Genomic DNA, 20,074 nt, shown 5'->3' with positions numbered 1-20,074 from the left:
TCCAAAGAACGATCGAATTGGCTCGACCTTTGTCATTGCCGGGCTTGACCCGGCAATCTAGCCCCTATCGAGCGTTGTGGATGCGGCCGCTGGATGCCCGGATCAAGCCCGGGCATGACAAAGGTGTCGTTTCGGCTATTTCTAGACAGCGCCTTCGTTTCGCGTGCCCACATCAACGCCCGCCGATCACGGCGATATAGTCGGTGACCCAGCGATAATAGGGCACGCAGGCGCTCTGCGTGGTGCATTTGGCCACGGGCGTGCGCCAGAACTTGATCTTGGGGAAATTGTCGAAACCGTTGGTGGCGCAGCCGCTATCGCCCAGCAGCGCATTGCCCTTGCAGGCCGCCGGAACCGAGGGAAGCGAGCCGAACCAGGCGGCGACATCGCCCTGAACCTTGGGCTGGATCGAGTGTTCGAGCCACATATAGGCGCAATTGGGATTGGCGGCGTCGGCGGCCATCATGGTGGTATCGGCCCAGCCCGTCGCCCCTTCTTCCGGTACGGTGGAGGCGATCGGCTTCTTGTCGGCCCGCATCAGGTTGACCTGGAAGGGCCATGACCCGGAAGCGACCACGCCTTCGTTCTTGAAGTCGTCGACCTGGATATTGGCATCGTGCCAATAGCGCTGGATCAGGGCATGCTGCTGGCGCACCAGTTCGAGCACCGCCTTGTACTGATCCTCGTTGAGCTCATAGGGATCCTTGATGCCCAGCTCGGGCTTCTTGCTCATCAAATAGAGGGCAGCGTCGGCGAGGTAGATGGCACCGTCATAGGCCTGGATGCGCCCCTTGTTGGGCTTGCCGTCCGGCAGGTTCTGCGGCTCGAACACCACACTCCAGCTCTTGGGCGCTTCCTTGAACACGTCGCTGTTGTACATCAGCACATTGGGGCCCCACTGATAGGGCACGCCGTAATGCTTGCCGTCGACCGTGTGCCAGGGCGCGTTCTGCAGGCGCTCGTCGACGGTCTTCCAGCTCGGGATCAGCGAGGTATCGATCTCCTGCACGCGCTTGCCGGCGACCAGGCGCAAGGAGGAGTCACCGGAAGCAGTGACGAGATCGTAGCCCCCCTCATTCATCAGGGCGACCATCTCGTCGGAGGTGCTGGCGGTCTTCACATTGACCTTGCAGCTGGTCTTCTTCTCGAAATCGGTGACCCAGTCATAGCTCTTGTCGGTGTCGCCCCGCTCGATATAGCCGGGCCAGGCTACGATGTTGAGCTGGCCCTCTCCCTTGCCGATCTCCTTGGCGAGCGCCGGTACGGCCACTGCCGTAATACCCGCCAACGCTACAACCCATCTAAGCCTGGACATGACGCTTTTCCTCTGGTTGCCGTCCGTTCGAATACAGGGCGAATTCTTGGTTGCGGCGAGCATGCCTTGGAAAAGCCACAGGCGCCACACCATTCGAGAGATCGATGATATCGGAAAAACCGATATCAAAGCGAAGAGATCGTTTCGCTGCATTGGAACGCCAGAGCAAAGCAAGGTCCGGCGATTCCGCCCAATCGCAAAATGCTCTAGCTGCGCCCTCTGCCGGCCCGATAGGTGCGCGCTACGGCGATGAACTGGGTGGCGATGGCATCGAGCGGCGAGCCGCGCCGCCAGCCGATCACCACTTCCACCGGCGATAAGGCCTCGGCAAGGTCGCGCGCCTCGATCTTGTCGCCTTCGAGCGACCAGGGGCGATAGGTGAGGTCGGGCAGGATGGCGACGCCGGCCCCCGTCGCCACCAGGCTGCGGGCTGCCTCCACCGAGCGGGTGCGGATCGCCACCGGCGGCCGCACGCCGGCCCGCCGCCAGGCATATTCGGCGGCCTCGGCGATCTCGTCGAGCATCAAGAGCACGAATGGTTCCTCGGCGAGGTCCACGATGCCGATGCTCTCGGCCTCCGCCAGGCGATGGCCGATCGGCAGCCAGAGGCGATAGGGGGAGGCTTCCATCGTCTCCACATGCAGAGCCGCCGAACTCTTCTCGGTGCCTGCCACCATCACGGCGACATCGAGCTCGCCGCCCACCAGTAGATGGTCGAGATAGTCCCTGGTATCCTCGATGATCTCGACCGCGACATGGGGAAAGGCCCGTCGGAAGCGGGCGAGCAGGTCCGGGAGCACATAGGCGGCCACCAGAGGCGTCACGCCGACCGCAAGCCGCCCCTCCATCGGTGCCGTCTCCGAGCGCAAGGCGCGGCGGGCGTCGGCGATCTCCGAGAGGATCTTGCGGGCATGGCGCAGGAACTGGTGCCCCTTCAGCGTGAGCTCGACGCCATGGGCGCGCCGGTCGAACAGGGAAAAGCCGAGATCGCCTTCGAGCTCGCGTATGGCCTCCGTCACCGTCGATTGCGAGATGGAGAGCTCGTGCGAGGCGCGCGACACCGCTCCGTTCTCGGCCACCGCCACGAAATATTGGATTTGCCGGAAGGAGAATGCCATGAGGGCAGTGAGCACAATGCGAATTGGAAATAAAGACGGACGTGGCGGACTTGAGCGACATCGTCATCATCGGCGCAGGACCGGCCGGGCTGATCGCCGCCGAGAAATTGGCGCAGGCCGGCCGAAGCGTCGCGATTTATGAGCGCATGCCCTCGCCCGCCCGCAAATTCCTGATGGCAGGCCGCGGCGGGCTCAACCTTACACATGGCGAGGATTTCGAGCGCTTCCTCACCCGCTACGGGCCGGCCCGCAGCATCCTCGAACCCGCATTGCGCGACTTCGCGCCGAGCGATCTGGTCGCCTGGGCGGAAGGGCTCGGCGAAAAGACCTTTGTCGGTTCGAGCGGCCGCATCTTTCCCGAGAGCTTCAAGGCTTCGCCTTTGTTGCGGGCCTGGCTGGCCCGGCTCACTCGCCTGGGTGTAACCCTGCACACCCGCCATTGCTGGACAGGATGGGACGATGGGGGAAAGCCCGTCTTCCTGGGTCCGGACAACAAGCCTCTTCATCGCAAAGCCGCTGCGACGCTGCTCGCCCTCGGTGGCGCCTCCTGGCCGCGCCTGGGTTCGGATGGCGGCTGGGTCCGGCTGCTGCGCGACCGCGGCGTCACCGTCGCCGAGCTTGCACCGTCGAACAGCGGCGCCGAAATCGCCTGGAGCCCGGCCTATGCGGAGAAATCGGCTGGCGAGCCGCTGAAGCGCATTGCCGTTTCCATCGCCGGCACCACGCGCCGCGGCGAGGCCATCGTCACCGAACAGGGACTCGAGGGCGGCGCGATCTATGCCCTCTCTCCCCTCATCCGCAGTTCGATCGCCACGCACGGCCATGCCGAGATCGAGATCGACCTGCGTCCCGATCTCGATGAGACGGCGCTAGCTCGCCTGCTCGACCGGCCTCAAGGCAGCCAGTCCCTTTCCACCTATCTGCGCAAGGCCGCCAAGCTGGCGCCGGCGGCCATCGGCCTGCTGCGCGAGGCCACCGGCAACATGCTGCCGCGCGATCCCGTCCCCTTGGCCCGCCTGATCAAGCATGTTCGCTTGAAGGTGACGGCGCAGCGCGGCCTCGAACGCGCGATCTCCAGCGCCGGCGGTATCATGCTCGACGAGGTCGACGGCCATTTCATGGTGCGAAAGCTTCCCGGTGTCTTCGTCGCCGGCGAGATGCTGGACTGGGAGGCGCCGACCGGGGGCTACCTGCTGCAGGCCTGCTTCGCCACCGGCGTGGCGGCGGCGAAGGGCATCGAAACCTGGCTGGCCGCCAGGTAGGGGCGGACGAGATGTCCGCGGTCCCAGCCGCGGCGTTTCCCGGACAAGGCCTGCAAGATTCGCGCTGGAAGCGGTAGGGCTGGGACCGCGGACGTCCCGTCCGCTCTTTAAGCCGATCTCAGCAGGGTTTCCCGGTAGAGATCGAGCAAGGGCTGGGCCTTGACGTCGATGCAGACCGCATGATCCGGCCGGCCATCCCAGTCATTGGGCGGAAAACCGACCGCTGCCGGGCGCTGGATGGTCTGGCCGAAGGCGAGGCCCTCGCACACCACCCGAATCGGGCCGGAGCGGGTCTCGAACAAGTCCGGCGCCACCAGATAGATCGCCGCCGAGGCATCATGCACGGAAATGCCGGCCAGCCCTTTCTTGAGATAGAAATTCTCGTAGAAGCGGGTGATGTCCCAGATGAAGCGGCCGACCTCGCCGGCCTCCTCGCCCAGCCGGCGCAGATAATCCTGCGGCATCAGCACTTCGTGGGTAACGTCGAGGCCGATGACGGTAACGGGCCAGGCTGCGGCGAACATCTCGTCGGCGGCATGCGGATCGCCATGGATGTTGGCTTCCGCGGCTGGGGTGACGTTGCCCAGATGTCCGCGATAGCCGAAGGCACCGCCCATCACCACCACCCGGCGGACCAGGCCGGCGATCTCGGGATCCTCGCGCAGGGCCAGGGCGAGGTTGGTCATGCGCCCCACCGCCAGCAGCGTGATCTCGCCGGGATGCTTGCGCACGGTCTCGATGATGAAGCGATGGGCGGGCGTGTCGATCGCCTGCGCCTCGATCTCGGCAGGGATCTCGACCTCGCCGAGGCCGTTATGGCCGTGGACGACGGCGGCGTGATGGGCATCGTCTCCCGTCACCGGGCCCGCCGCCCCGCGCGCCACCGGCGCATCGATGCCGAAGCGTTCCTTCAGATAGAGCGCGTTGCGCGTGGTGATCTCGACCGGCGCATTGCCGTGGCAGGTGGTGATGCCGATCAGCTCGATGTCCGGATGATAGTGCAGGAAGAACAGCGCCATGGCGTCGTCGACGCCGGGATCGGTATCATAGATGACTTTATGGCTGGGCATCGTAAGGCAAACCGGGAAAAAAGGCGGGAACCTTTGCGTCTGCGCCCGGTGGTGGGGAAAGTCAACGCCGCGAAGCCGCAATGCGCCTCGGCAAAGCCGGTATCATGGCTTGACGGCCAGGAAGGTGTTCCAGGGGTCGCCATCCGGGTCGATGGAAAACTCATCCCACAGCACGGTCAGCCCGGCTTGTTCGAGCCGCACGGCAAACGCATCGCGTCGCCAATAGACCGTGTGGAACTTTCCGACGGTCTCCCCGTCGCCCTCGCGCATGGAGACGAGGAAAGACGCACCGGGACGCAGCGACCCGGCAACCTTGGCCAGGACGTGATCGATCCGATCGCGGGGAACGTGAATCAGCACGCATAGGCCGACGACGGCATCGTAAGGACCGCCGAGATCGTCCGTGACGATGTTGAGCAGTGCGCCATGCTTGCCGCGAGCGGCCTGCAATTCGAGAAAGCGGCGGGTCGCATCGGTGCGGCGCACCGTGACGCCGAGCGTCTCCAGGAAATCCGCCTCGCGGCCAGGCCCCGACCCGACCTCCAGGATCAGCCCGCCATCTCCCGCCATTTCAGCGATGCGCCGCAATGCCGCCTGGTCGCGCGGATTCGGCATTTCGGGAATGCGGGCATAGTAGCGATCCGCGCAACCCTCATAGGATTGGATGGTCTGGCGGCATTGTTCGAGCGCCTCGGACGTTTTCTTCATGGTGGCGATCTCCGATCTCTCCCCGATCGGGTCTTTCCCATCGGGTCCCCTGCCCTCGCCGATGCGGGTCACCGCCAGCGGACGCCGCCGACGGCCCGGTTTCCATCGATCAGGCCCAGGTCGCGCTTCAGGTGGTCGCCGAGATCGCGGGGATCGAGTTGACGAGAGGCGCGGGGCCGGAACGGCGCGGCGAAGAAGTCGAGGAGCGAAAGCCTGTAGCGCTTGATATGTTTCGTCATGTTCGTGGTCCTTTCGACCTGGAGCGATGGAGGCATCCTGCCGCCGCCAAGCCTTGGATTCCAATCGAACGTCGCGTAGTATGCATCAACTGGATTGATGCATCATGCATTGGGACTTGCCGCCGCTGGGCGCCATCAGGGTCTTTGAAGCCGCCGCGCGGCTCGGCAGCTTCACCAAGGCGGCCGAGGAGCTCGGCATGACCCAATCGGCCGCCAGCTATCAGATCAAGGTTCTCGAAGAACGCGCCGGAACACCGCTTTTCATAAGAAAAACAAGGCAGATCAGGCTGACCGAGGCCGGCGAACAGCTTGCCCCTCTGGTCTCGAGTGTGTTTTCAACCCTGTCGGACGCCTGGTTCGCAACCAAGGGCGGCGCATCCGGCGTGCTCTCGGTCACGACCATCGACACCTTTGCGTCGAACTGGCTTGCCGTCCGCCTCGGAACATTCCAGTTGATGTATCCCGGCCTGGCCGTGAAGATGGACATCGCATCGCGCTCCCTCGACATCGCCCGCGAAAATGTGGATGTCGGCATCCGTGTCGGCGCCGGAAAATGGCCCGGGCTGGCGGCCCATTACCTGTTCAAGGCCGATTATGCGCCGATGCTGAGCCCCGCATTGGCGGAAAAGGTCGGCGGCATCCGCGTGCCCGAGGACCTCTACAAGGTTCCCCTGTGCTGCCCGCAGGATCCCTGGTGGGAAGTCTGGTTCAGGGCGGCGGGCACCAGATTCGAGCCGGATCGCGTGATCCCCGGCCCGACCTTCGGCACCCAGGCCTATGAGGCGACTGCGGCGATCACCGACCAGGGCGCGGCGATGCTCACGCACAACCTCTACACAGCCTTCCTCGACAAGGGCCAGTTGATCCAGCCCTTCGACATCACCGGCTCCGATGGTGATGGCTACTGGCTGGTGCACGCCGAGGCGCGGCGCACGACGCCCAAGATCAAGGTGTTCCGGGACTGGATCCTGGCGCAGACGGCCGAGGTCCGCAGCCGCGAGAAGCGCGAACTTCCGGCAGGCGGAGCAGCACGGCACGGCTGACCGCTGCCGCTCGAACCCCGCGGGCAAGCGACCGTCCGCGCACCCTGGAATTCCTATAAACTATTGAAATAAAAAGAGATTTTCTTGAACAAATCAGTTCGGTGTGGTCCTATGCGCGCCGTTGCCAATGCCGGGACCTTGAACCCCGCGGATTGAAGGACACCATCATGACCCTGCCAAGCCCCGATGTCGCTCGCCCCGTCGGCTATCATATCGACGCTCCGGCCGAGAACCTGCTCTTTTCCGTCTTTCGCTGCTGGATGGCGGGTTATGCCACCGGCGATGCCGCCTGCTGGGACATCGCCTGGGAAGGGCTGGCGCGCGAAATGCCGGAAGAAAACGCCAAGCCGCTGTTCGGCGAGTTCCATCATTTCGTGCGCACGCTGCGGGCGACGGCCGACAACGAGATCGGCTGGCGTCCGGCCGCCTGCCGGGCCCTGTGCCGCGACGAGTGCCTGGTGCTGGCCATGGTCGATGCGGCGCAGCGCGACGACAGGGTCCAGTTGCTTCACGCTGCCTCCTACCTGTTGAAGAGCGACGGGCTGCACCGGGCGCTCGATGCCACCACCGCCCTGGCCAAGGCCCTCGCAAGGGTCGGGCTGTTCATCGCCCCCGTCAGCCCGTGCGCCCTGGATACCATGACGCGGATGAAGCCGCCCTCGGCCACCGCCCACTGAAGCCGGGTATCGGCGAGACGGCCGATTCTGGCCGATGATTCGAGGCCGCCGATGCGGATGGCCGCGAACCGGGGCAGCCTACGCTCAAGCGCTGCCCGCATCCGGCAATTCGTTCCCCGCAGGGCCAGCGGATACGGAGCGGTGCTTGGCGCGCACCAGGCGCGGTGAGGTATCGAAGCGCCTGCGGAAGGTGCGGTTGAAATAGGACAGGTCGCCGAAACCGACATCGAAGGCGATCTCGCTGATCGAGCGCTTGCGCTCGTCGGGCGACTGCAGGCGACGCATCGCCCTGTCCAGCCGGCGCTGCAGTACGAATTCCGAAAAGGTCTCGCCTTCCCCCTCGAACAGTTTCTGGAGATAGCGTGTGCTGATGCCGTGCCGCAGGGCGATCTGGCTGGCATTGAGCGCCTGGTCGTCGAGATGGGCTTCGATATCCGACTTGATGGCGTTCAGGCGCGCGGCCGCGCGATCCTGCACGGTATGGGGCGCCTGGGCCTCGGCCTCGCCGCACAGGATGTCGACGAGATCGCCCATATAGGCGCAGGCATGCTGCAGCAGCACCGGTCCGCTCATCGGCAGCAGGCCCCGCATCAGCGCCGCGCCATAATTGCCGAGCAGCACCAGCGTGTCGTTGTTTTGCGGGAAGACCCGCAGCATGGCCGAGCATTCGAGCATGTTCTCGGTGATGCGTTCGTTTGCCAGGACGAGGCAATCGACACGGTCGACATGCCGTAGCCACAGACCGGCCGGCCGGCCGGCGGCCAGGAAAATGGCCTCCCTGGCGGAGACGACGGTGCGCTGCCCGTCACGCTCGACCTCCATCCGGCCATTGGAGGGCCGCAGCAGCACACCGCCCGCCCCGAGTTCGGCGGCATCCAGGCGGAGTTCTCGATCCTGGAGCGGAGAAAAGCAGGAGATCGGACCGATATCGGGCTCAAGCCGTAGCAATGCCCGGGCGCCGAGCAAGACCGGGTCCGACGGGCCGAGCCTGCGATGTGCGGCCATGCGCCCGCTCGCCCGCAACTCGACCAGCGCCAGTTCCTCGCTCGTCAGCCCGTGCCCAAGCAACCAGACAGGCCGCAGCCTTCCCGCAAAAGGCTCTCGCGGTGTCAAAACGGCGTGATCCGCGCCTCCAGTTCGCTTCAGTCCATCAATCAATGCGCCCAAGTCCAAGAATTCAAACAACTCGACAAGTAAGACCACTCGTCAATATAGAACGCGAAAGGGCCGATATCCAGAAGTATATGACATCTTATCCCAGATTATAATCGTTACAAACTGGGAATATACTATGAATATACAACAGATATCCGCTTGAAATCACCAAATATAACTTAGTTTCGGATCGAGAGTGGCTGGAGGTCTAAAAATTCATCATGGGCAAGATATCCGTATCGGCGGTCATGTTTCTATCGGTTGTTTCGCCTGCACTGGCACAGCAGTCGCAGGAGCAGCCGATTGAGCTCGATCCGGTTACCGTTACCGCCTCTCGCGCCGAAAGATCCGTCTCCGATATTCCGCAATCGGTCCAGGTGATCGACAGGCAGGAAATCGACAAGCAGCTTCAGCAGAGCGCGAGCGCATCGGCGGCCCTGGCCAAGCTGGTGCCGGGCTTTTCGGTTTCCAACCAAACGGTCTCGGGCGCTTCCGAAAGCTATCGCGGCCGTGACCTGCTCGTGCTGGTCGACGGCGTTCCCCTCAGTACGCCCCTGCGGGACGTTTCGCGCATCCTGTCCCTGATCGACCTCAACTCGATCGAGCGCATCGAGATGGTGGCGGGCGCCTCCAGCCTCTATGGGGCCGGGGCCACCGGCGGCACCGTCAATTTCATCACCAAGAAGGCCGAACCCGGCAAGCCTCGTATCACCGTGAACACGGCCCTGCGCGCCTTCACGGCGAATGCCGTGGATTCGGTGGCGCCGGAACTATCCGCAACCATCTCCGGCAAGGCCGAGAATGGGCTCGATTATGTCCTGAGCGGCAGCGGCTATCTCGGGCGTCGCACCTATGACGGCTCGGGGCGGGAACTGCCATCCGACGCCATGCTGGGCCAGGGCGGCGGCGATCGCTTCGGCCGGGTCAACCTTCTCGCCAAGCTCGGCTATGACTTCGACGCCGGCAAGCGGCTCGAATTCTCGGCAGGCTGGTACTACTTCAACCAGACGCCGCGCTATCTGACCGCCTATTCCCCGCCCTATGCTCGCCCGGACTTTGCGCGGCCCTATACGGGAGAGAGTGTACTCGAAGACACCAAGTCCCTGTCGCTGCGCTATAGCGACAAGGATTTTGCGCTTGGCAGCCTCAACATCGTTGGCTTCTACAACAACATCAAGAAGCGCTTCAATTATTCAACTTTCGATCCGATCTACAACAATCCGGTCTACTATTCCTTCAATCCAGCCGACCCGACGAGCCCCTATAACCAGACCACGCTCTATTCGGACCGCGGTGGTGTCAGCCTGACCATCGACACCCCCCTCGATACCATCTGGCAGGGCGCCAAGCTCACCTGGGGCAGCGATCTCATCTTTGAAAAGACTCACCAGACGCTGACCAACGGCCAGGATGTCTTCACGCCGCTGCAGCAGGTCACCACCGCCGCCTTCGGCCAGTTACAGGTGCCGCTGACCGACCGCCTCACCGTGCGCGGCGGCGTGCGCTTCGAGCATTTCGCCCTCGACGTCGACGATTTCACCCGCCCGGCCGCCTACACCGTGGTCGCCTCCAGACAATATGTGCTGCCGGCGCTGCGCGTCACCGGCGGGAGCTTCACTTACTCCAAGCCGACCTTCAACATCGGCGGTACCTTCAAGCTCACCGAAACCAGCGAGATCTTCGGCGGCTTCTCGCAGGGCTTCGCCCTGCCCGACGTCGGCGCCTATACCCGTCGCGCCGGCCTGTCGACGGCCTATGCGTGCCCGATCGCTCGGCCGAACTGCCTTCCCGCCGGCGCGAGTGTCTCCTATGCCTCCATCAGCCCCGAAGCCCAGATCGTCAACAATTACGAACTCGGCATCCGCGGCAGCCATGACCGCTTCAAGGGCAGCCTGACGGGCTTCATCTCCACCTCCAGCCAGGGTGTGACCTTCGACCCCATCACCAACACCATCTCGCAGCAGAAGGAATTCATCTATGGCGGCGAGTTCACCGGCGAATATGCGGCGACGGACCAGCTGACCATCGGCACCGTGCTCGGCTATCGCGAGGGGCGCTACGATTCCAACAAGGACGGCAAGCTCGACAGCTGGCTGCCCAACAACCGCATCGCCACCCCCTTCCGCGGCACGCTCTATGCCAGCTACGTCTTCGACAATGGCGTGTCGGTGCGCGTGGAGGGTGAAGGCTTCTCGGGACGCGACAAGGCGATCGACCTCAAGGGCACCCGCTACAAGATCAAGCCGGGCGCCACCATGAACGTCGCCCTGTCGGCACCGGTGAAGGGCGGCGAGGCCTATGTGTCCGTCGACAATCTGTTCGACACCCGCTTCCAGAACCCCACCGCGACCTCCGTGCGCAATCTCCCGGTCTATTCCTGGGGCCGCACGGTGACGCTCGGCTATCGCAAGACGTTCTGAACATGGTGGAACTCGACAAGCACGGCCCGCTCGTGATCCTGCGCTACCTGCCGCCCTATGGGGACCGGGACGAGCGGGCCTATCTCGACGCGCTGATCGAAATCGGCCGCAACGAGAGCGCCTTTGCCCTGCTGGCTGTTTTCGCCGGCGGCGGCGGGCTCTCCCAGGCCGGCGAGCGCGAGCAGGCGCTGTGGTTCAAGGCGACGCGCGAACGCTTCGAGCGCCACTGCCGTGCGCTCGCCATCGTCCGGCCGGATGCCAACCCTCGCATGATCGAGACCTTCCAGCGCCTGTGGTCGATGCCGCTGACCGCGACGTCCGACGAGCAGGCGGCCAGGCGCTTCATCGCACAGCATATGGAGACGGCATGACGGCGCTCGCCCAGGACATTCCTGCTTCCAGGCCCGGCCGCCTGCGCCTGTTCGCGGTGCTGGGCGGCCTTTACCTGGCCCAGGCCATTCCTTCCTATCTGATCGCCGCCGCCCTGCCCCCCATCATGCGCGAGGCAGGCGTCTCGCGCACGGCGATCGGCTATCTCAGCCTGCTCTTCCTGCCGCTGGTGCTGAAATTCCTGTGGGCGCCGCTGGTCGACCGCATCAAGCCCTTCGCCCGGGCGCATCGAGCGGGCTGGGTGATCCTGACCCAGCTCGGCGTGATCGCCTCCATCCTGGCCCTGCTGCCGCTCGGCCCGACGCATGTCGGCGGCATCCTGGGCATCGGCCTCGTCACCGCGCTGCTGGTCTCAACCCAGGACATCGCCACCGACGGCTATGCCGCCAAATATCTGGCTCCGGAAGACCGCCCCATCGGCAATGCCATCCAGGGCGGCTCGGTGGCCTTCGGCGTGGTGATCGGCGGCACGCTCGGCCTGGTGCTCTACCACCATGTCGGCTGGGCCGGCATGCTCCTGGTCATCGCCGCCTTCTCGGCCCTGCCGCTGATCGCCGCCTTCGCGATGTGGGAGGCGCCCGCCGCGCCCTCCGACCGGCTGACGCGGCCCTCCATCATGGCCTTCCTCCGGCGCCCGGAAATCCGCACGGTGTTGTGGATCGCGCTGATCTACCGGATGAGCGAGGGCCTGGTGAAGGCGATGGAAGGCCCCTATCTCGTCGATGCCGGCGTGCCGCTCGACCGCATCGGCTATCTTTCCGGCATATCGGCGGCGACGGCGGGACTTGCCGGATCGGCGATCGCTGCTCTCCTGGTCAAGCGCTATGGCACCGCAGCCACGCTCGGCCTGCTCGGCGGCCTGCGCACTTTGTGCTTTGCCCTCTTCGCCGCGCATGCCCTCGGCATCGTCACGGGCGCCTGGCCCCTGTTCGGCGCCGCCGGCTTCCAGACCTTCATCCGCTACATGGAGATCGTCGCGCTCTACAGCCTGTTCATGACGGTGACCTCGTCGGACCAGCCCGGCACCGACTTCACCATCCTGGCCTGCGCCCAGATGGTGGTCTATCTCGTGGGCTCGCTGATCTCGGGCAAGCTCGCCGACCTCATGGGCTATGGCGCGCTCTTCGGCCTCGCCACCGCCCTCTCGGCCATTGCCGTCCTTGCCACTGTGAAGTTGCTGGCGAATGTCGCCCGCCCTCAGGGGGCGACGCCATGATCCCGGGACACCTCCTCATCCTGGGCGCGGTCGTCCAGACGCAGCAAAGCGAGGCAGGTTACGATCGCGATGCCGACGGCCGTGATGAAGGGCAGCTCCGGCGACAAGGCGAAGGCCGCACCGCCGCAGAGCGCGCCCAATCCCTGCCCGGCGGCGTGGGTGCTGGCGAGCCAGCCGGCGGCTCCCGCCTGGCGATGCGCCGCGACACGCTGGGCGAGGCAGGCCGTATAGGCGGGCGTCGCCACGGCAAGCCCGATGCCGGCCCAGACCGCACCGGCCGGCACCAGCCAGGGCACGGGTGCCAGGATGATGGCGAGGCATCCCACCGCGAAGCCGGCAATGCCCCAGCGCATATTGCGCCCGAGCTGGAAAGCAAGGCGCGGCACGAGCAGGATCTGCGTCGCGATCATGGCGACCGCAACCGCGGCATAGGTGGCGCCTCCCAGCCCCGCGGCGGCGACGGCATCGAGGCCGAAGCGGTGCTGCAGGAACAGGCCGAGCACGAGCTGGATCTGGCCGAAGCCGAAGGTCAGCGCAAAACCGACGGCAAGCAACGGCAGGATGCGCCGGATATTGGCGCGCCTGCTCGAGCTTTCATCCTTCTTGCCGATTGGGGGAGCAGCCGGCAGGTTCGGAGCGCAGAGCAGCAGCAGCGGGCTGGCGACCATCATGATGACGGGCACGATGACGCCGGCTCCTGCGCCCAGCGTCACCAGGGAGCCGGCGATGCGGCCGACATTCAAGCCGGCGCTGAGATTGGCCAGTGCGGCCGGCCGGCGCTCGGCAGTGCTGCGCTGGACGATGGCGGCCTGGGCATGCGGCAGCACCCCGGCAGCACCCACGCTGTAGAGCAGGCGCGAGACCAGCAGCAGCCCGAGCGCGGCCGCGGGCACACCGACATGGAGCGCCCCCGCGAACAGCCCCTGGCCTACAATCATCAGGCAGGCAAGCCCGGCGAAGAACGGCTTGATCCGCCATGCCGTGCCGTGATGCCCCCAGAGCGGAGCCGCAACCAGGAAGACCAGCGCGCCCAGGAAGGCGACGGCGCCGATCTGCGGCGACGCCAGCCCCGTCCTTTCCGTGACGATCGGCACCAGCGCCAGCAGGGCCGACTGGCCGAAGCCCGACGAGGCGGCGATCAGCGCCAGGCGAAGGCCATCCGCACGCGAAACAGAGGGAGAGCCGTTTCCAGCCATGCTTTTCTCCAAACAATTTTCTTGATTCAACTAGAAACAAACTCTAGGGAATTCAATAGTAATTTTAGAAAAATGTAGAAGTATTATAAATTGTACAAGTAGTAATTTCCATATCTACTTTGCAATTTGGAGTTCTGCTGAAAAGGAACACCATGAACGCCATCGACCTGATCAGACGATCCATCGACACCGCCCATGACGTCTCCATGCGCGCTTTCCTGAACAGCCTGATGCGCGAATGGCAGGGCTGGACGATGGAACATGAAGACGGCAGCGCCGGAAACGGCCGCCTGCTCGCCCGCTTTCCCCTGCCGCGCCGGGGCGGTCATGTCGCCATCGAGGTGACGCATCGATCACGGGCCGCCTATCACGGCTTCCGCCCGCCCTTCTTGGAATTTTCGGGCACGGCACCGCCACACCCGATCAGCTTCCAGGACTTCGTCTTCCTGCTTGCGAGCGAACCGGACATCGTCGGCAGCGCCGACAAGGACAGGAGCCTGACCTTCCTGTCGCGGGTGTTCGACAGCATCCGAAACATCGAGGATGTGGCAGCACGCGTCCCGTCCCCCGATGCCTATTTCGCCCAGCGCGACCCCAGCTTCGCAGAAGCGGAAGGCTCGTTGCGCTTCGGCCATGCCGTGCATCCGACCCCGCGCAGCCGGGACCAGTTCACCCTGGAGGATTCCAGGCGTTTCGCCCCCGAATATCGGAGCGGATTCGCCTTGCGCTGGTGGGCCGCCGATCCCGCTCTGGTGCTCCAGGACAGTTCGCGCACCAAAACCGCAGCCGAGCTCTGCCAGAGCCTGGCCACCGGGGATCCTGTGATGGATCCGGAGGTCGTGAAGGCCGCGAAGGACCGTATCCTGCTGCCGATGCATCCCTGGCAGGCAGCCCAGCTGGCGCTTGACCCGGCCATTGACGGGCTGTTCCGCCGTGGCCTTCTGAAGGATCTCGGCCATGCCGGCTCCCCCTGGCAGGCCACCTCCTCGCTGCGCGCCATCCATGCCCCCCACGCCGACTGGATGCTGAAATTCTCGCTCAGCCTGCGCCTCACCAATTCGCGCCGGGTCATCGAAACCCGCGAATGCGAGCGCGGCATCGAGATCGACCGCCTCCTGGCCGGCGAAGTCGGCCAGGCCATCGCCCGGCGTTTCCCGAGCTTCAAGGTGATGGGCGAACCCGCTTTTCTCCTGCTGCGAGATGCCGACGGCAAGGCCTTGCCGCAGACCACGGCGATCCTGCGCGAGAACCCGTTCAAGGGCGATACCCAGCCCTCTGCCGCCGTGCTGGCCGCTCTTTGCGAGATCTATCCTGACGGACATGACAGCGCCCTCGCCGCCCTCATCCGGCGCATTGCCGGGCAGGAGCTGGCCGATCCCGGCGCAGTGGCCCGTCGCTGGTTCCGCCAGTTCCTCGACAAGGTCGTCGCGCCCTTCCTGCAGATCCAGGCCGATATCGGCCTGCTCTTCGGCGCGCATCAGCAGAATATCGTGGTGGAACTCGACCAGGGCTGGCCGGTGGCCGTGCATTTCCGCGACTGCCAGGGCACCGGCTATATCCGCGAATTCCTGCCCGAGCTCGCCAGGAAGGCGCCCGACAGCCCGATGAAGGCAGGCCATGTCTTCAACTCGGACGAAGCGGCCCAGCTCGTAGGCTATTACCTCCTCGTCAATTCGGTCTTCGCGGTGATCGGCGCGCTCGGCACCTCGCGTCTCGTCGCCGAGGGCATCCTGATCGGTGATCTGCGTGCCTTCCTCGAAGAGCTCGCCGCCCTGCCGCTCGCCGACAAGACCTGCCTCACCTATCTCCTCACCGCGCCGACGCTCGGCAGCAAAGGAAACTTCATGATCTGCTTCCGCAACATCAATGAAAACACCGAGGTGACCGATCCTCTCGCCGGCTACGTGCCCCTGCGCAACCCCATTGCGGAGGTCGCGGCATGACCCTGCAGATGAAGATCGATCCCACTGACATTGCCGTCTCCCCCGCACCGAGCCGTCACTGGCCTCTCGGTTTTGACGGCGAGGCTGTCATCGAGAGCCGTTTGCAGGCGGATGGGAGCCTGGAGCTGGTCGCACAGGTCGGCTCGGCGACGATCGGACGGGCCGGGCTCCGCCCCCCCGAGGGGGACGGGCCGGGCATCCTTGCCATCCGCCAGCCCGATGCGACCCATCCCGGCGATGTCCATGCCATTGCCATCCTGGTGGAAGCCGCCTTCCAGCTCTTCCCCGCCATGGCCGCCCTGCACCTGCCCGATGTCGCCTTCAGGCCGGCCCTGCTCCCTCTTGCCGTACAGACGGTGACGGATGAGGAGACGGGCGCCAGCGCCGTGCGCATCGCGCGCGAGCATTTCTACCAGCTGCCTTTGCTCTGGCACCGGCCCGAGGGGCTGCACGCCTTTCCCGAGATCCGCTCCGCCATCGGACCGCAGGACCGCCTGCCGCCCCTGCGGCCACCGCAGCCGACCGGCACCTTCTACCGGCGCTGGGTCCCCGAACTGGGGACCACGCTGTCGATACGCGCCATCGACCGCCGCCGCGATCTCAAGCTTTTCCATGGCTGGATGAACCAGCCCCGCGTCGCCTTCTTCTGGGAACTGGCCCAGAGCGAGGCCGAGCTCGACCGCTATCTCGCCGAGCAGGAAGCCGATCCGCACATCTTCGGCGTGATCGGCAGCCTGGGCGACGAGCCCTCCGGCTATTTCGAATTCTACTGGGCCAAGGAAGACCGGCTCGGCCCCTTCTACGACGCGGAGGACTACGACCGCGGCTGGCACGGCCTGATCGGCAATTCCCGTCACCTCGGCCGCGCCAGGACCGGCACCTGGTTCCGCTCGGTGACCCACAGCCTGTTCCTCGACGAGCCGCGCACGCGCCGCGTGGTCGGCGAGCCGCGCGCCTCGCACCAGAAGATGCTGAGCTATTGCGCCCAGACCGCCTATGACAAGGTGAAGGAATTCGACTTCCCGCATAAGCGCGCGGCGCTGGTGTGCTGCCAGCGCGAGCGCTTCTTCCGGGAGGTGGTGCTATGACCCAGGGCACGCCAACCCTTGGACCCCTGCCCGACGGCAGCCCGATCGATGCCGGGCTCTGGCTCTCGTTGAACCGGGCCGTCATCGCCAAGGCGATCAGCGAACTCGCTTTCGAGGAAGGCCTCGCACCCGAGCCCACCAATGCCGAGGCCACCCAATGGATCCTGCGGCTGGGCGGCGGGGTGGCCTATCGCTTCAAGGCCGTGCGCCGCATCTGGGGCAATCTGTCGATCGATACGGCCAGCCTGATGCGGCAGGACGGCGCCGCGCTGCGCCCGGCCGACGATGCCGCCGGCTTCATGCTCGATGCCCGGGAAACCCTGGATATCGAGCCGGACACGCTGTGCATCTACGCCAAGGAGCTGTTCAGCACCTTGCTGGCGGATGCCCGGATCGCGACCATGGCCGGCTCCGGCGAAAACGAACATCTGCTGAGCCTGCCGGATGACCAGGTCCAGGCCTATCTCGACGGCCATCCCAAGGCGCCGGCCAGCAAGGGCCGGATCGGCTGGGGCCTCAGCGACTTCTCCCGTTACGCGCCCGAGTTCCAGCCGACCTTCCAGCTGTTCTGGCTGGCGGCGGATCGCAGCCGCTGCCGCCTCAGCCTGGCCGGAGACATCGATGAAGAGGCGCTGCTCGCTGCCTCCCTTGGCGAGGCGGAGCGCGACAGGCTGCAGGCCGCCTGCAAGGCAGCGGGCCTCGATCCGAACCGTTTCATGCTCCTGCCCGTGCATCCCTGGCAGTGGGACAACATGATCGTGGCGCAATTCGCCGGCGAAATCGCAGCCGGACGTATCGTGCCGCTCGGGCTCTTCGGCGATGCCTATCGTCCCCTGCAGTCCCTGCGCACCCTCGCCAATGCGGCCTCGCCCGCCAAGCTCCACCTCAAGCTCTCCCTTACCATCCTCAACACCTCGGCCTGGCGCGGCGTGCCCGGCAAATACATGACTATTGGCCCGGCCTTCTCGAACTGGCTCGCCGACAAGACCAGGCAGGATCCCGAGCTCTCCAGCGCGCTGGTGCTGCGCGAATGCGCGGGTGCCTTCTATCCCCACCCCCTCTACGAGCGCATCGCCGACGCTCCCTACCAGTTCCGCGAAATGCTGGGCGTGATCTGGCGCGAAAGCCCGGAAGCCGGCCTCGCCGCAGGGCGCCGCCCCCTGATGCTCGGCGCCCTCATCAAGAGCGATTTTGCCGGCGTGCCGCTCGCCAGCGCCTTGATCGCGGCCTCGGGCCTGTCGCATGCCGAATGGCTGGCGCGCCTGTTCGATGCCGTCGTCCTGCCGCTCTACCACTTCCTCTGCCGCTACGGCGTGGGCTTCATCGCCCACGGCCAGAACATCACCGTGCTGCTCGACGGCGCCGTTCCCTGCGGCGTCGCGCTGAAGGACCTTCAGGGCGACGTCGACCTCGTCGACCAGGCATTCCCGGAAGCGGCCGACCTCGCGCCCGCCATCCGTGAAGCCCTGCTGAAGCGGCCGGCGGCCCATCTCCTGCAGCACCTGCAGACCGGGCATTTCGCCAGCGTGCTGCGCTTTCTTTCCGATACGCTCGCAAGCCACGATCGTTTCCCGGAAATCGAGTTCTACGGCGTGCTGGCGCAGCGCCTGCGCCTCTATCAGGCGCGCCATCCCGACCTGGCGGAGCGCTTCGAGCTGTTCGACCTCTTCACCCCGAAGGTGCCGCGCATCTGCATCAACCGCGTCAGGCTCGCCATCGGCTATGGCGATGCCAATCGCCGCCCGGTGCCGAGCCTGGGCAGCGAACTCGACAATCCCCTTCATCTCGCCGAACGCGAATCCCGCCCCTTCCGGGACCGCGGTTTCGCCGACAAATCCGCAGGAGTCCAGGCATGACACAGCGCAATCCGCTCGACCTCGCCGGCATCGGCATCGGCCCGTTCAACCTCAGCCTCGCCGCCCAGCTCGATGCCATCGACGGCGTCGAAGCCGCCTTCTTCGAGAAGCGCGAACGCTTCAACTGGCATCCGGGCATGATGCTGCCCGACGTGACGCTGCAGACCTCGTTCCTGAAGGACCTGGTCACGGCCACCAATCCGACCAGCCCATGGAGCTTCATCGCCTATCTCGTCGCACATCGGCGCTTCTATGACTTCATCAATGCCGAATTCGCCGACGTGCCGCGCCAGGAATTCGCCAATTACCTGGCCTGGGTCGCCAAGGGCCTGGACAGCCTGCGCTTTGGCGAGGACGTGCAGGCCCTCGATTTCGATGGCCGCCACTTCATCCTGCAGACGGGCAACGGCACGGTCGAAGCCCGCAACGTCGCGCTCGGCATCGGCCTGCAGCCCTACCAGCCCGACTTCGTGCGCAAGCTGACCGGCCAGAACCATTTCCACTCCTCGCGCGCCGCCTTCGAACTCGCTCGTGCCGCGGGCAAGCGCGTGGCGGTGATCGGCGGCGGGCAGAGCGGCGCTGAGATCCTGCTTCATCTGCTGGGAGCGGGCGAAGCTGCGGCTGCATCGGTCGACTGGATCAGCCTGCGCCCGAACTTCCAGCCGCTCGATGCCACACCCTTCACCAACGAGTTGTTCACGCCGCATTACGTGCGCAACTTCCACAACCTCGCCGAGGGGCGGCGCCTGTCCACCGTGGAGCGCGAGAAGCTGGCAGGCGACGGCGTTTCTGCCTCCACGCTGTCGGAGATCTACCGCCGCCTCTACACGCTGCGCCATATCGAGCGTGGCGGCCCCCAGGCCCGTCTGATGCCACATCGCGAAGTACTGGATGTCGAGCAGAACGCCGGCGGCTTCCGGCTGGTCATGCGCAACGGCTTCGACGGCGGCATCGAATTCAGCCAGGCCGACGTGATCGTGCTGGCCACGGGCTACAGCTATCGCCTGCCTGACTGCCTCGCACCGATCCAGGACCGCATCGCGATCGACGGAACGGGCCGACTGCGGCTCGATGCCGATTTCTCGGTGAAGTGGGACGGTCCTGCCGATAATCGCATCTTCGCGCTGAACGCGGGGCTGATCAGCCATGGCATCGCCGAGCCGCAGCTCAGCCTGATGGCGTGGCGCAGCGCGGTGATCGCCAACGCCCTGATCGGCCAGCCCTTCTTCGACGTCGAACCGCCGGCCTCGCCGCTGGCCTGGTCGACAGGCGGCGACCAGGCGGAGGTCGCCGACGCCGAGGTCAAATATTTGCGCCATCCGTCCCATCGCAGTTGCTGACGACAGCACGAAAGGCGGCGGCAGTGTGCTGCCGCCGC

The 20,074-nt window shown here is 65.4% G+C and carries 17 protein-coding genes; 10 read left to right on the top strand and 7 right to left on the bottom strand.

Features of this window, described 5'->3' with window-relative positions:
• Positions 1 to 172: 172 nt before the first annotated feature.
• Positions 173 to 1,315, bottom strand: coding sequence for an ABC transporter substrate-binding protein (locus BA190_RS31740; protein WP_068297918.1), 1,143 nt, complete (start codon positions 1,313 to 1,315; stop codon positions 173 to 175).
• Positions 1,316 to 1,521: 206 nt separating this feature from the next.
• The gene (locus BA190_RS31735; RefSeq protein WP_068297915.1) at positions 1,522 to 2,433 is read right to left on the bottom strand and encodes a LysR substrate-binding domain-containing protein; all 912 of its coding nucleotides are present in this window, start codon (positions 2,431 to 2,433) and stop codon (positions 1,522 to 1,524) included.
• Between the two features lie 41 nt (positions 2,434 to 2,474).
• Between BA190_RS31735 and BA190_RS31730 the strand changes: the two genes are divergently transcribed.
• The gene (locus tag BA190_RS31730) at positions 2,475 to 3,695 is read left to right on the top strand and encodes a TIGR03862 family flavoprotein (RefSeq protein ID WP_202908561.1); all 1,221 of its coding nucleotides are present in this window, start codon (positions 2,475 to 2,477) and stop codon (positions 3,693 to 3,695) included.
• 107 nt (positions 3,696 to 3,802) lie between these two features.
• Here BA190_RS31730 and BA190_RS31725 read toward each other — a convergent pair whose 3' ends face one another.
• The 3 genes from BA190_RS31725 to BA190_RS36645 all read right to left on the bottom strand — a co-directional run bounded on the left by BA190_RS31725 (position 3,803) and on the right by BA190_RS36645 (position 5,712).
• Positions 3,803 to 4,765: a nucleoside hydrolase gene (locus tag BA190_RS31725; protein WP_068297913.1), complete on the bottom strand. Its 963-nt coding sequence runs from the start codon at positions 4,763 to 4,765 to the stop codon at positions 3,803 to 3,805.
• A gap of 102 nt (positions 4,766 to 4,867) precedes the next feature.
• Positions 4,868 to 5,473, bottom strand: coding sequence for a bifunctional 2-polyprenyl-6-hydroxyphenol methylase/3-demethylubiquinol 3-O-methyltransferase UbiG (locus tag BA190_RS31720; RefSeq protein ID WP_068298038.1), 606 nt, complete (start codon positions 5,471 to 5,473; stop codon positions 4,868 to 4,870).
• Between the two features lie 68 nt (positions 5,474 to 5,541).
• Positions 5,542 to 5,712, bottom strand: coding sequence for a hypothetical protein (locus BA190_RS36645; RefSeq protein WP_202908560.1), 171 nt, complete (start codon positions 5,710 to 5,712; stop codon positions 5,542 to 5,544).
• Positions 5,713 to 5,816: 104 nt separating this feature from the next.
• On the opposite strand from BA190_RS36645, the gene BA190_RS31710 reads away from it, so the two are divergent.
• Positions 5,817 to 6,755 carry a LysR family transcriptional regulator gene (locus BA190_RS31710; protein ID WP_068297907.1) on the top strand — a complete coding sequence of 313 codons (939 nt, stop codon included), beginning with the start codon at positions 5,817 to 5,819 and terminating at the stop codon, positions 6,753 to 6,755.
• Between the two features lie 167 nt (positions 6,756 to 6,922).
• A complete protein-coding gene (locus BA190_RS31705) occupies positions 6,923 to 7,432 on the top strand; it encodes a hypothetical protein (protein WP_156771783.1) in 510 nt (169 codons plus the stop codon).
• An 84-nt stretch (positions 7,433 to 7,516) separates the two neighbouring features.
• Here the strand turns inward: BA190_RS31705 and BA190_RS31700 are convergent, their stop codons facing one another.
• Positions 7,517 to 8,500, bottom strand: a complete 984-nt coding sequence (locus BA190_RS31700; RefSeq protein ID WP_156771782.1) for an AraC family transcriptional regulator — start codon at positions 8,498 to 8,500, stop codon at positions 7,517 to 7,519.
• Positions 8,501 to 8,808: 308 nt separating this feature from the next.
• On the opposite strand from BA190_RS31700, the gene BA190_RS31695 reads away from it, so the two are divergent.
• Genes BA190_RS31695 through BA190_RS31685 form a run of 3 tightly spaced genes read left to right on the top strand, consistent with a single transcriptional unit; the run spans position 8,809 to position 12,613 of the window.
• The gene (locus BA190_RS31695; RefSeq protein ID WP_068297901.1) at positions 8,809 to 11,007 is read left to right on the top strand and encodes a TonB-dependent receptor; all 2,199 of its coding nucleotides are present in this window, start codon (positions 8,809 to 8,811) and stop codon (positions 11,005 to 11,007) included.
• A gap of 2 nt (positions 11,008 to 11,009) precedes the next feature.
• Positions 11,010 to 11,378 (top strand): hypothetical protein, encoded by a 369-nt coding sequence (locus tag BA190_RS31690; RefSeq protein ID WP_068297898.1) that lies wholly within the window; start codon positions 11,010 to 11,012, stop codon positions 11,376 to 11,378.
• Positions 11,375 to 12,613, top strand: coding sequence for an MFS transporter (locus BA190_RS31685; RefSeq protein ID WP_068297895.1), 1,239 nt, complete (start codon positions 11,375 to 11,377; stop codon positions 12,611 to 12,613). Before BA190_RS31690 ends, BA190_RS31685 begins: the two co-directional genes overlap by 4 nt.
• On the opposite strand, the gene BA190_RS31680 is transcribed toward BA190_RS31685, so the two are convergent.
• Entirely contained in the window at positions 12,595 to 13,809 is a 1,215-nt protein-coding gene (locus BA190_RS31680; protein WP_068297891.1) for an MFS transporter, read from the bottom strand. The two genes, BA190_RS31685 and BA190_RS31680, sit on opposite strands and share 19 nt — an antisense overlap.
• Before the next feature lie 152 nt (positions 13,810 to 13,961).
• Here BA190_RS31680 and BA190_RS31675 point away from each other — a divergent pair, with 152 nt between their 5' ends.
• The 4 genes from BA190_RS31675 to BA190_RS31660 are packed head-to-tail and all read left to right on the top strand — an operon-like array spanning position 13,962 to position 20,036.
• Positions 13,962 to 15,752 carry an IucA/IucC family siderophore biosynthesis protein gene (locus tag BA190_RS31675; protein WP_068297888.1) on the top strand — a complete coding sequence of 597 codons (1,791 nt, stop codon included), beginning with the start codon at positions 13,962 to 13,964 and terminating at the stop codon, positions 15,750 to 15,752.
• A complete protein-coding gene (locus tag BA190_RS31670; RefSeq protein ID WP_068297884.1) occupies positions 15,749 to 16,840 on the top strand; it encodes a GNAT family N-acetyltransferase in 1,092 nt (363 codons plus the stop codon). The genes BA190_RS31675 and BA190_RS31670 overlap by 4 nt, the downstream gene beginning before the upstream one ends.
• A complete protein-coding gene (locus tag BA190_RS31665; protein ID WP_068297881.1) occupies positions 16,837 to 18,696 on the top strand; it encodes an IucA/IucC family siderophore biosynthesis protein in 1,860 nt (619 codons plus the stop codon). The genes BA190_RS31670 and BA190_RS31665 overlap by 4 nt, the downstream gene beginning before the upstream one ends.
• Complete coding sequence (locus BA190_RS31660; protein ID WP_068297878.1) at positions 18,693 to 20,036, top strand: lysine N(6)-hydroxylase/L-ornithine N(5)-oxygenase family protein; 1,344 nt, start codon at positions 18,693 to 18,695, stop codon at positions 20,034 to 20,036. Before BA190_RS31665 ends, BA190_RS31660 begins: the two co-directional genes overlap by 4 nt.
• The last annotated feature ends 38 nt before the right edge of the window (positions 20,037 to 20,074 follow it).

The sequence above is a fragment of the Labrys sp. WJW genome (assembly GCF_001676615.1).
GTDB lineage: Bacteria > Pseudomonadota > Alphaproteobacteria > Rhizobiales > Labraceae > Labrys > Labrys sedimenti.
Note: the sequence above shows the minus strand (reverse complement) of the source record. Positions and strands in the feature narration are given on the sequence as shown.

Coding starts and splice junctions, on each gene's coding strand:
- BA190_RS31740 (WP_068297918.1), bottom strand. CDS start 1,315: ATGTCCAGGCTTAGATGGGTTGTAGCGTTGGCGGGTATTACGGCAGTG.
- BA190_RS31735 (WP_068297915.1), bottom strand. CDS start 2,433: ATGGCATTCTCCTTCCGGCAAATCCAATATTTCGTGGCGGTGGCCGAG.
- BA190_RS31725 (WP_068297913.1), bottom strand. CDS start 4,765: ATGCCCAGCCATAAAGTCATCTATGATACCGATCCCGGCGTCGACGAC.
- BA190_RS31720 (WP_068298038.1), bottom strand. CDS start 5,473: ATGAAGAAAACGTCCGAGGCGCTCGAACAATGCCGCCAGACCATCCAA.
- BA190_RS36645 (WP_202908560.1), bottom strand. CDS start 5,712: ATGACGAAACATATCAAGCGCTACAGGCTTTCGCTCCTCGACTTCTTC.
- BA190_RS31710 (WP_068297907.1), top strand. CDS start 5,817: ATGCATTGGGACTTGCCGCCGCTGGGCGCCATCAGGGTCTTTGAAGCC.
- BA190_RS31705 (WP_156771783.1), top strand. CDS start 6,923: ATGACCCTGCCAAGCCCCGATGTCGCTCGCCCCGTCGGCTATCATATC.
- BA190_RS31695 (WP_068297901.1), top strand. CDS start 8,809: ATGGGCAAGATATCCGTATCGGCGGTCATGTTTCTATCGGTTGTTTCG.
- BA190_RS31690 (WP_068297898.1), top strand. CDS start 11,010: ATGGTGGAACTCGACAAGCACGGCCCGCTCGTGATCCTGCGCTACCTG.
- BA190_RS31685 (WP_068297895.1), top strand. CDS start 11,375: ATGACGGCGCTCGCCCAGGACATTCCTGCTTCCAGGCCCGGCCGCCTG.
- BA190_RS31680 (WP_068297891.1), bottom strand. CDS start 13,809: ATGGCTGGAAACGGCTCTCCCTCTGTTTCGCGTGCGGATGGCCTTCGC.
- BA190_RS31675 (WP_068297888.1), top strand. CDS start 13,962: ATGAACGCCATCGACCTGATCAGACGATCCATCGACACCGCCCATGAC.
- BA190_RS31670 (WP_068297884.1), top strand. CDS start 15,749: ATGACCCTGCAGATGAAGATCGATCCCACTGACATTGCCGTCTCCCCC.
- BA190_RS31665 (WP_068297881.1), top strand. CDS start 16,837: ATGACCCAGGGCACGCCAACCCTTGGACCCCTGCCCGACGGCAGCCCG.
- BA190_RS31660 (WP_068297878.1), top strand. CDS start 18,693: ATGACACAGCGCAATCCGCTCGACCTCGCCGGCATCGGCATCGGCCCG.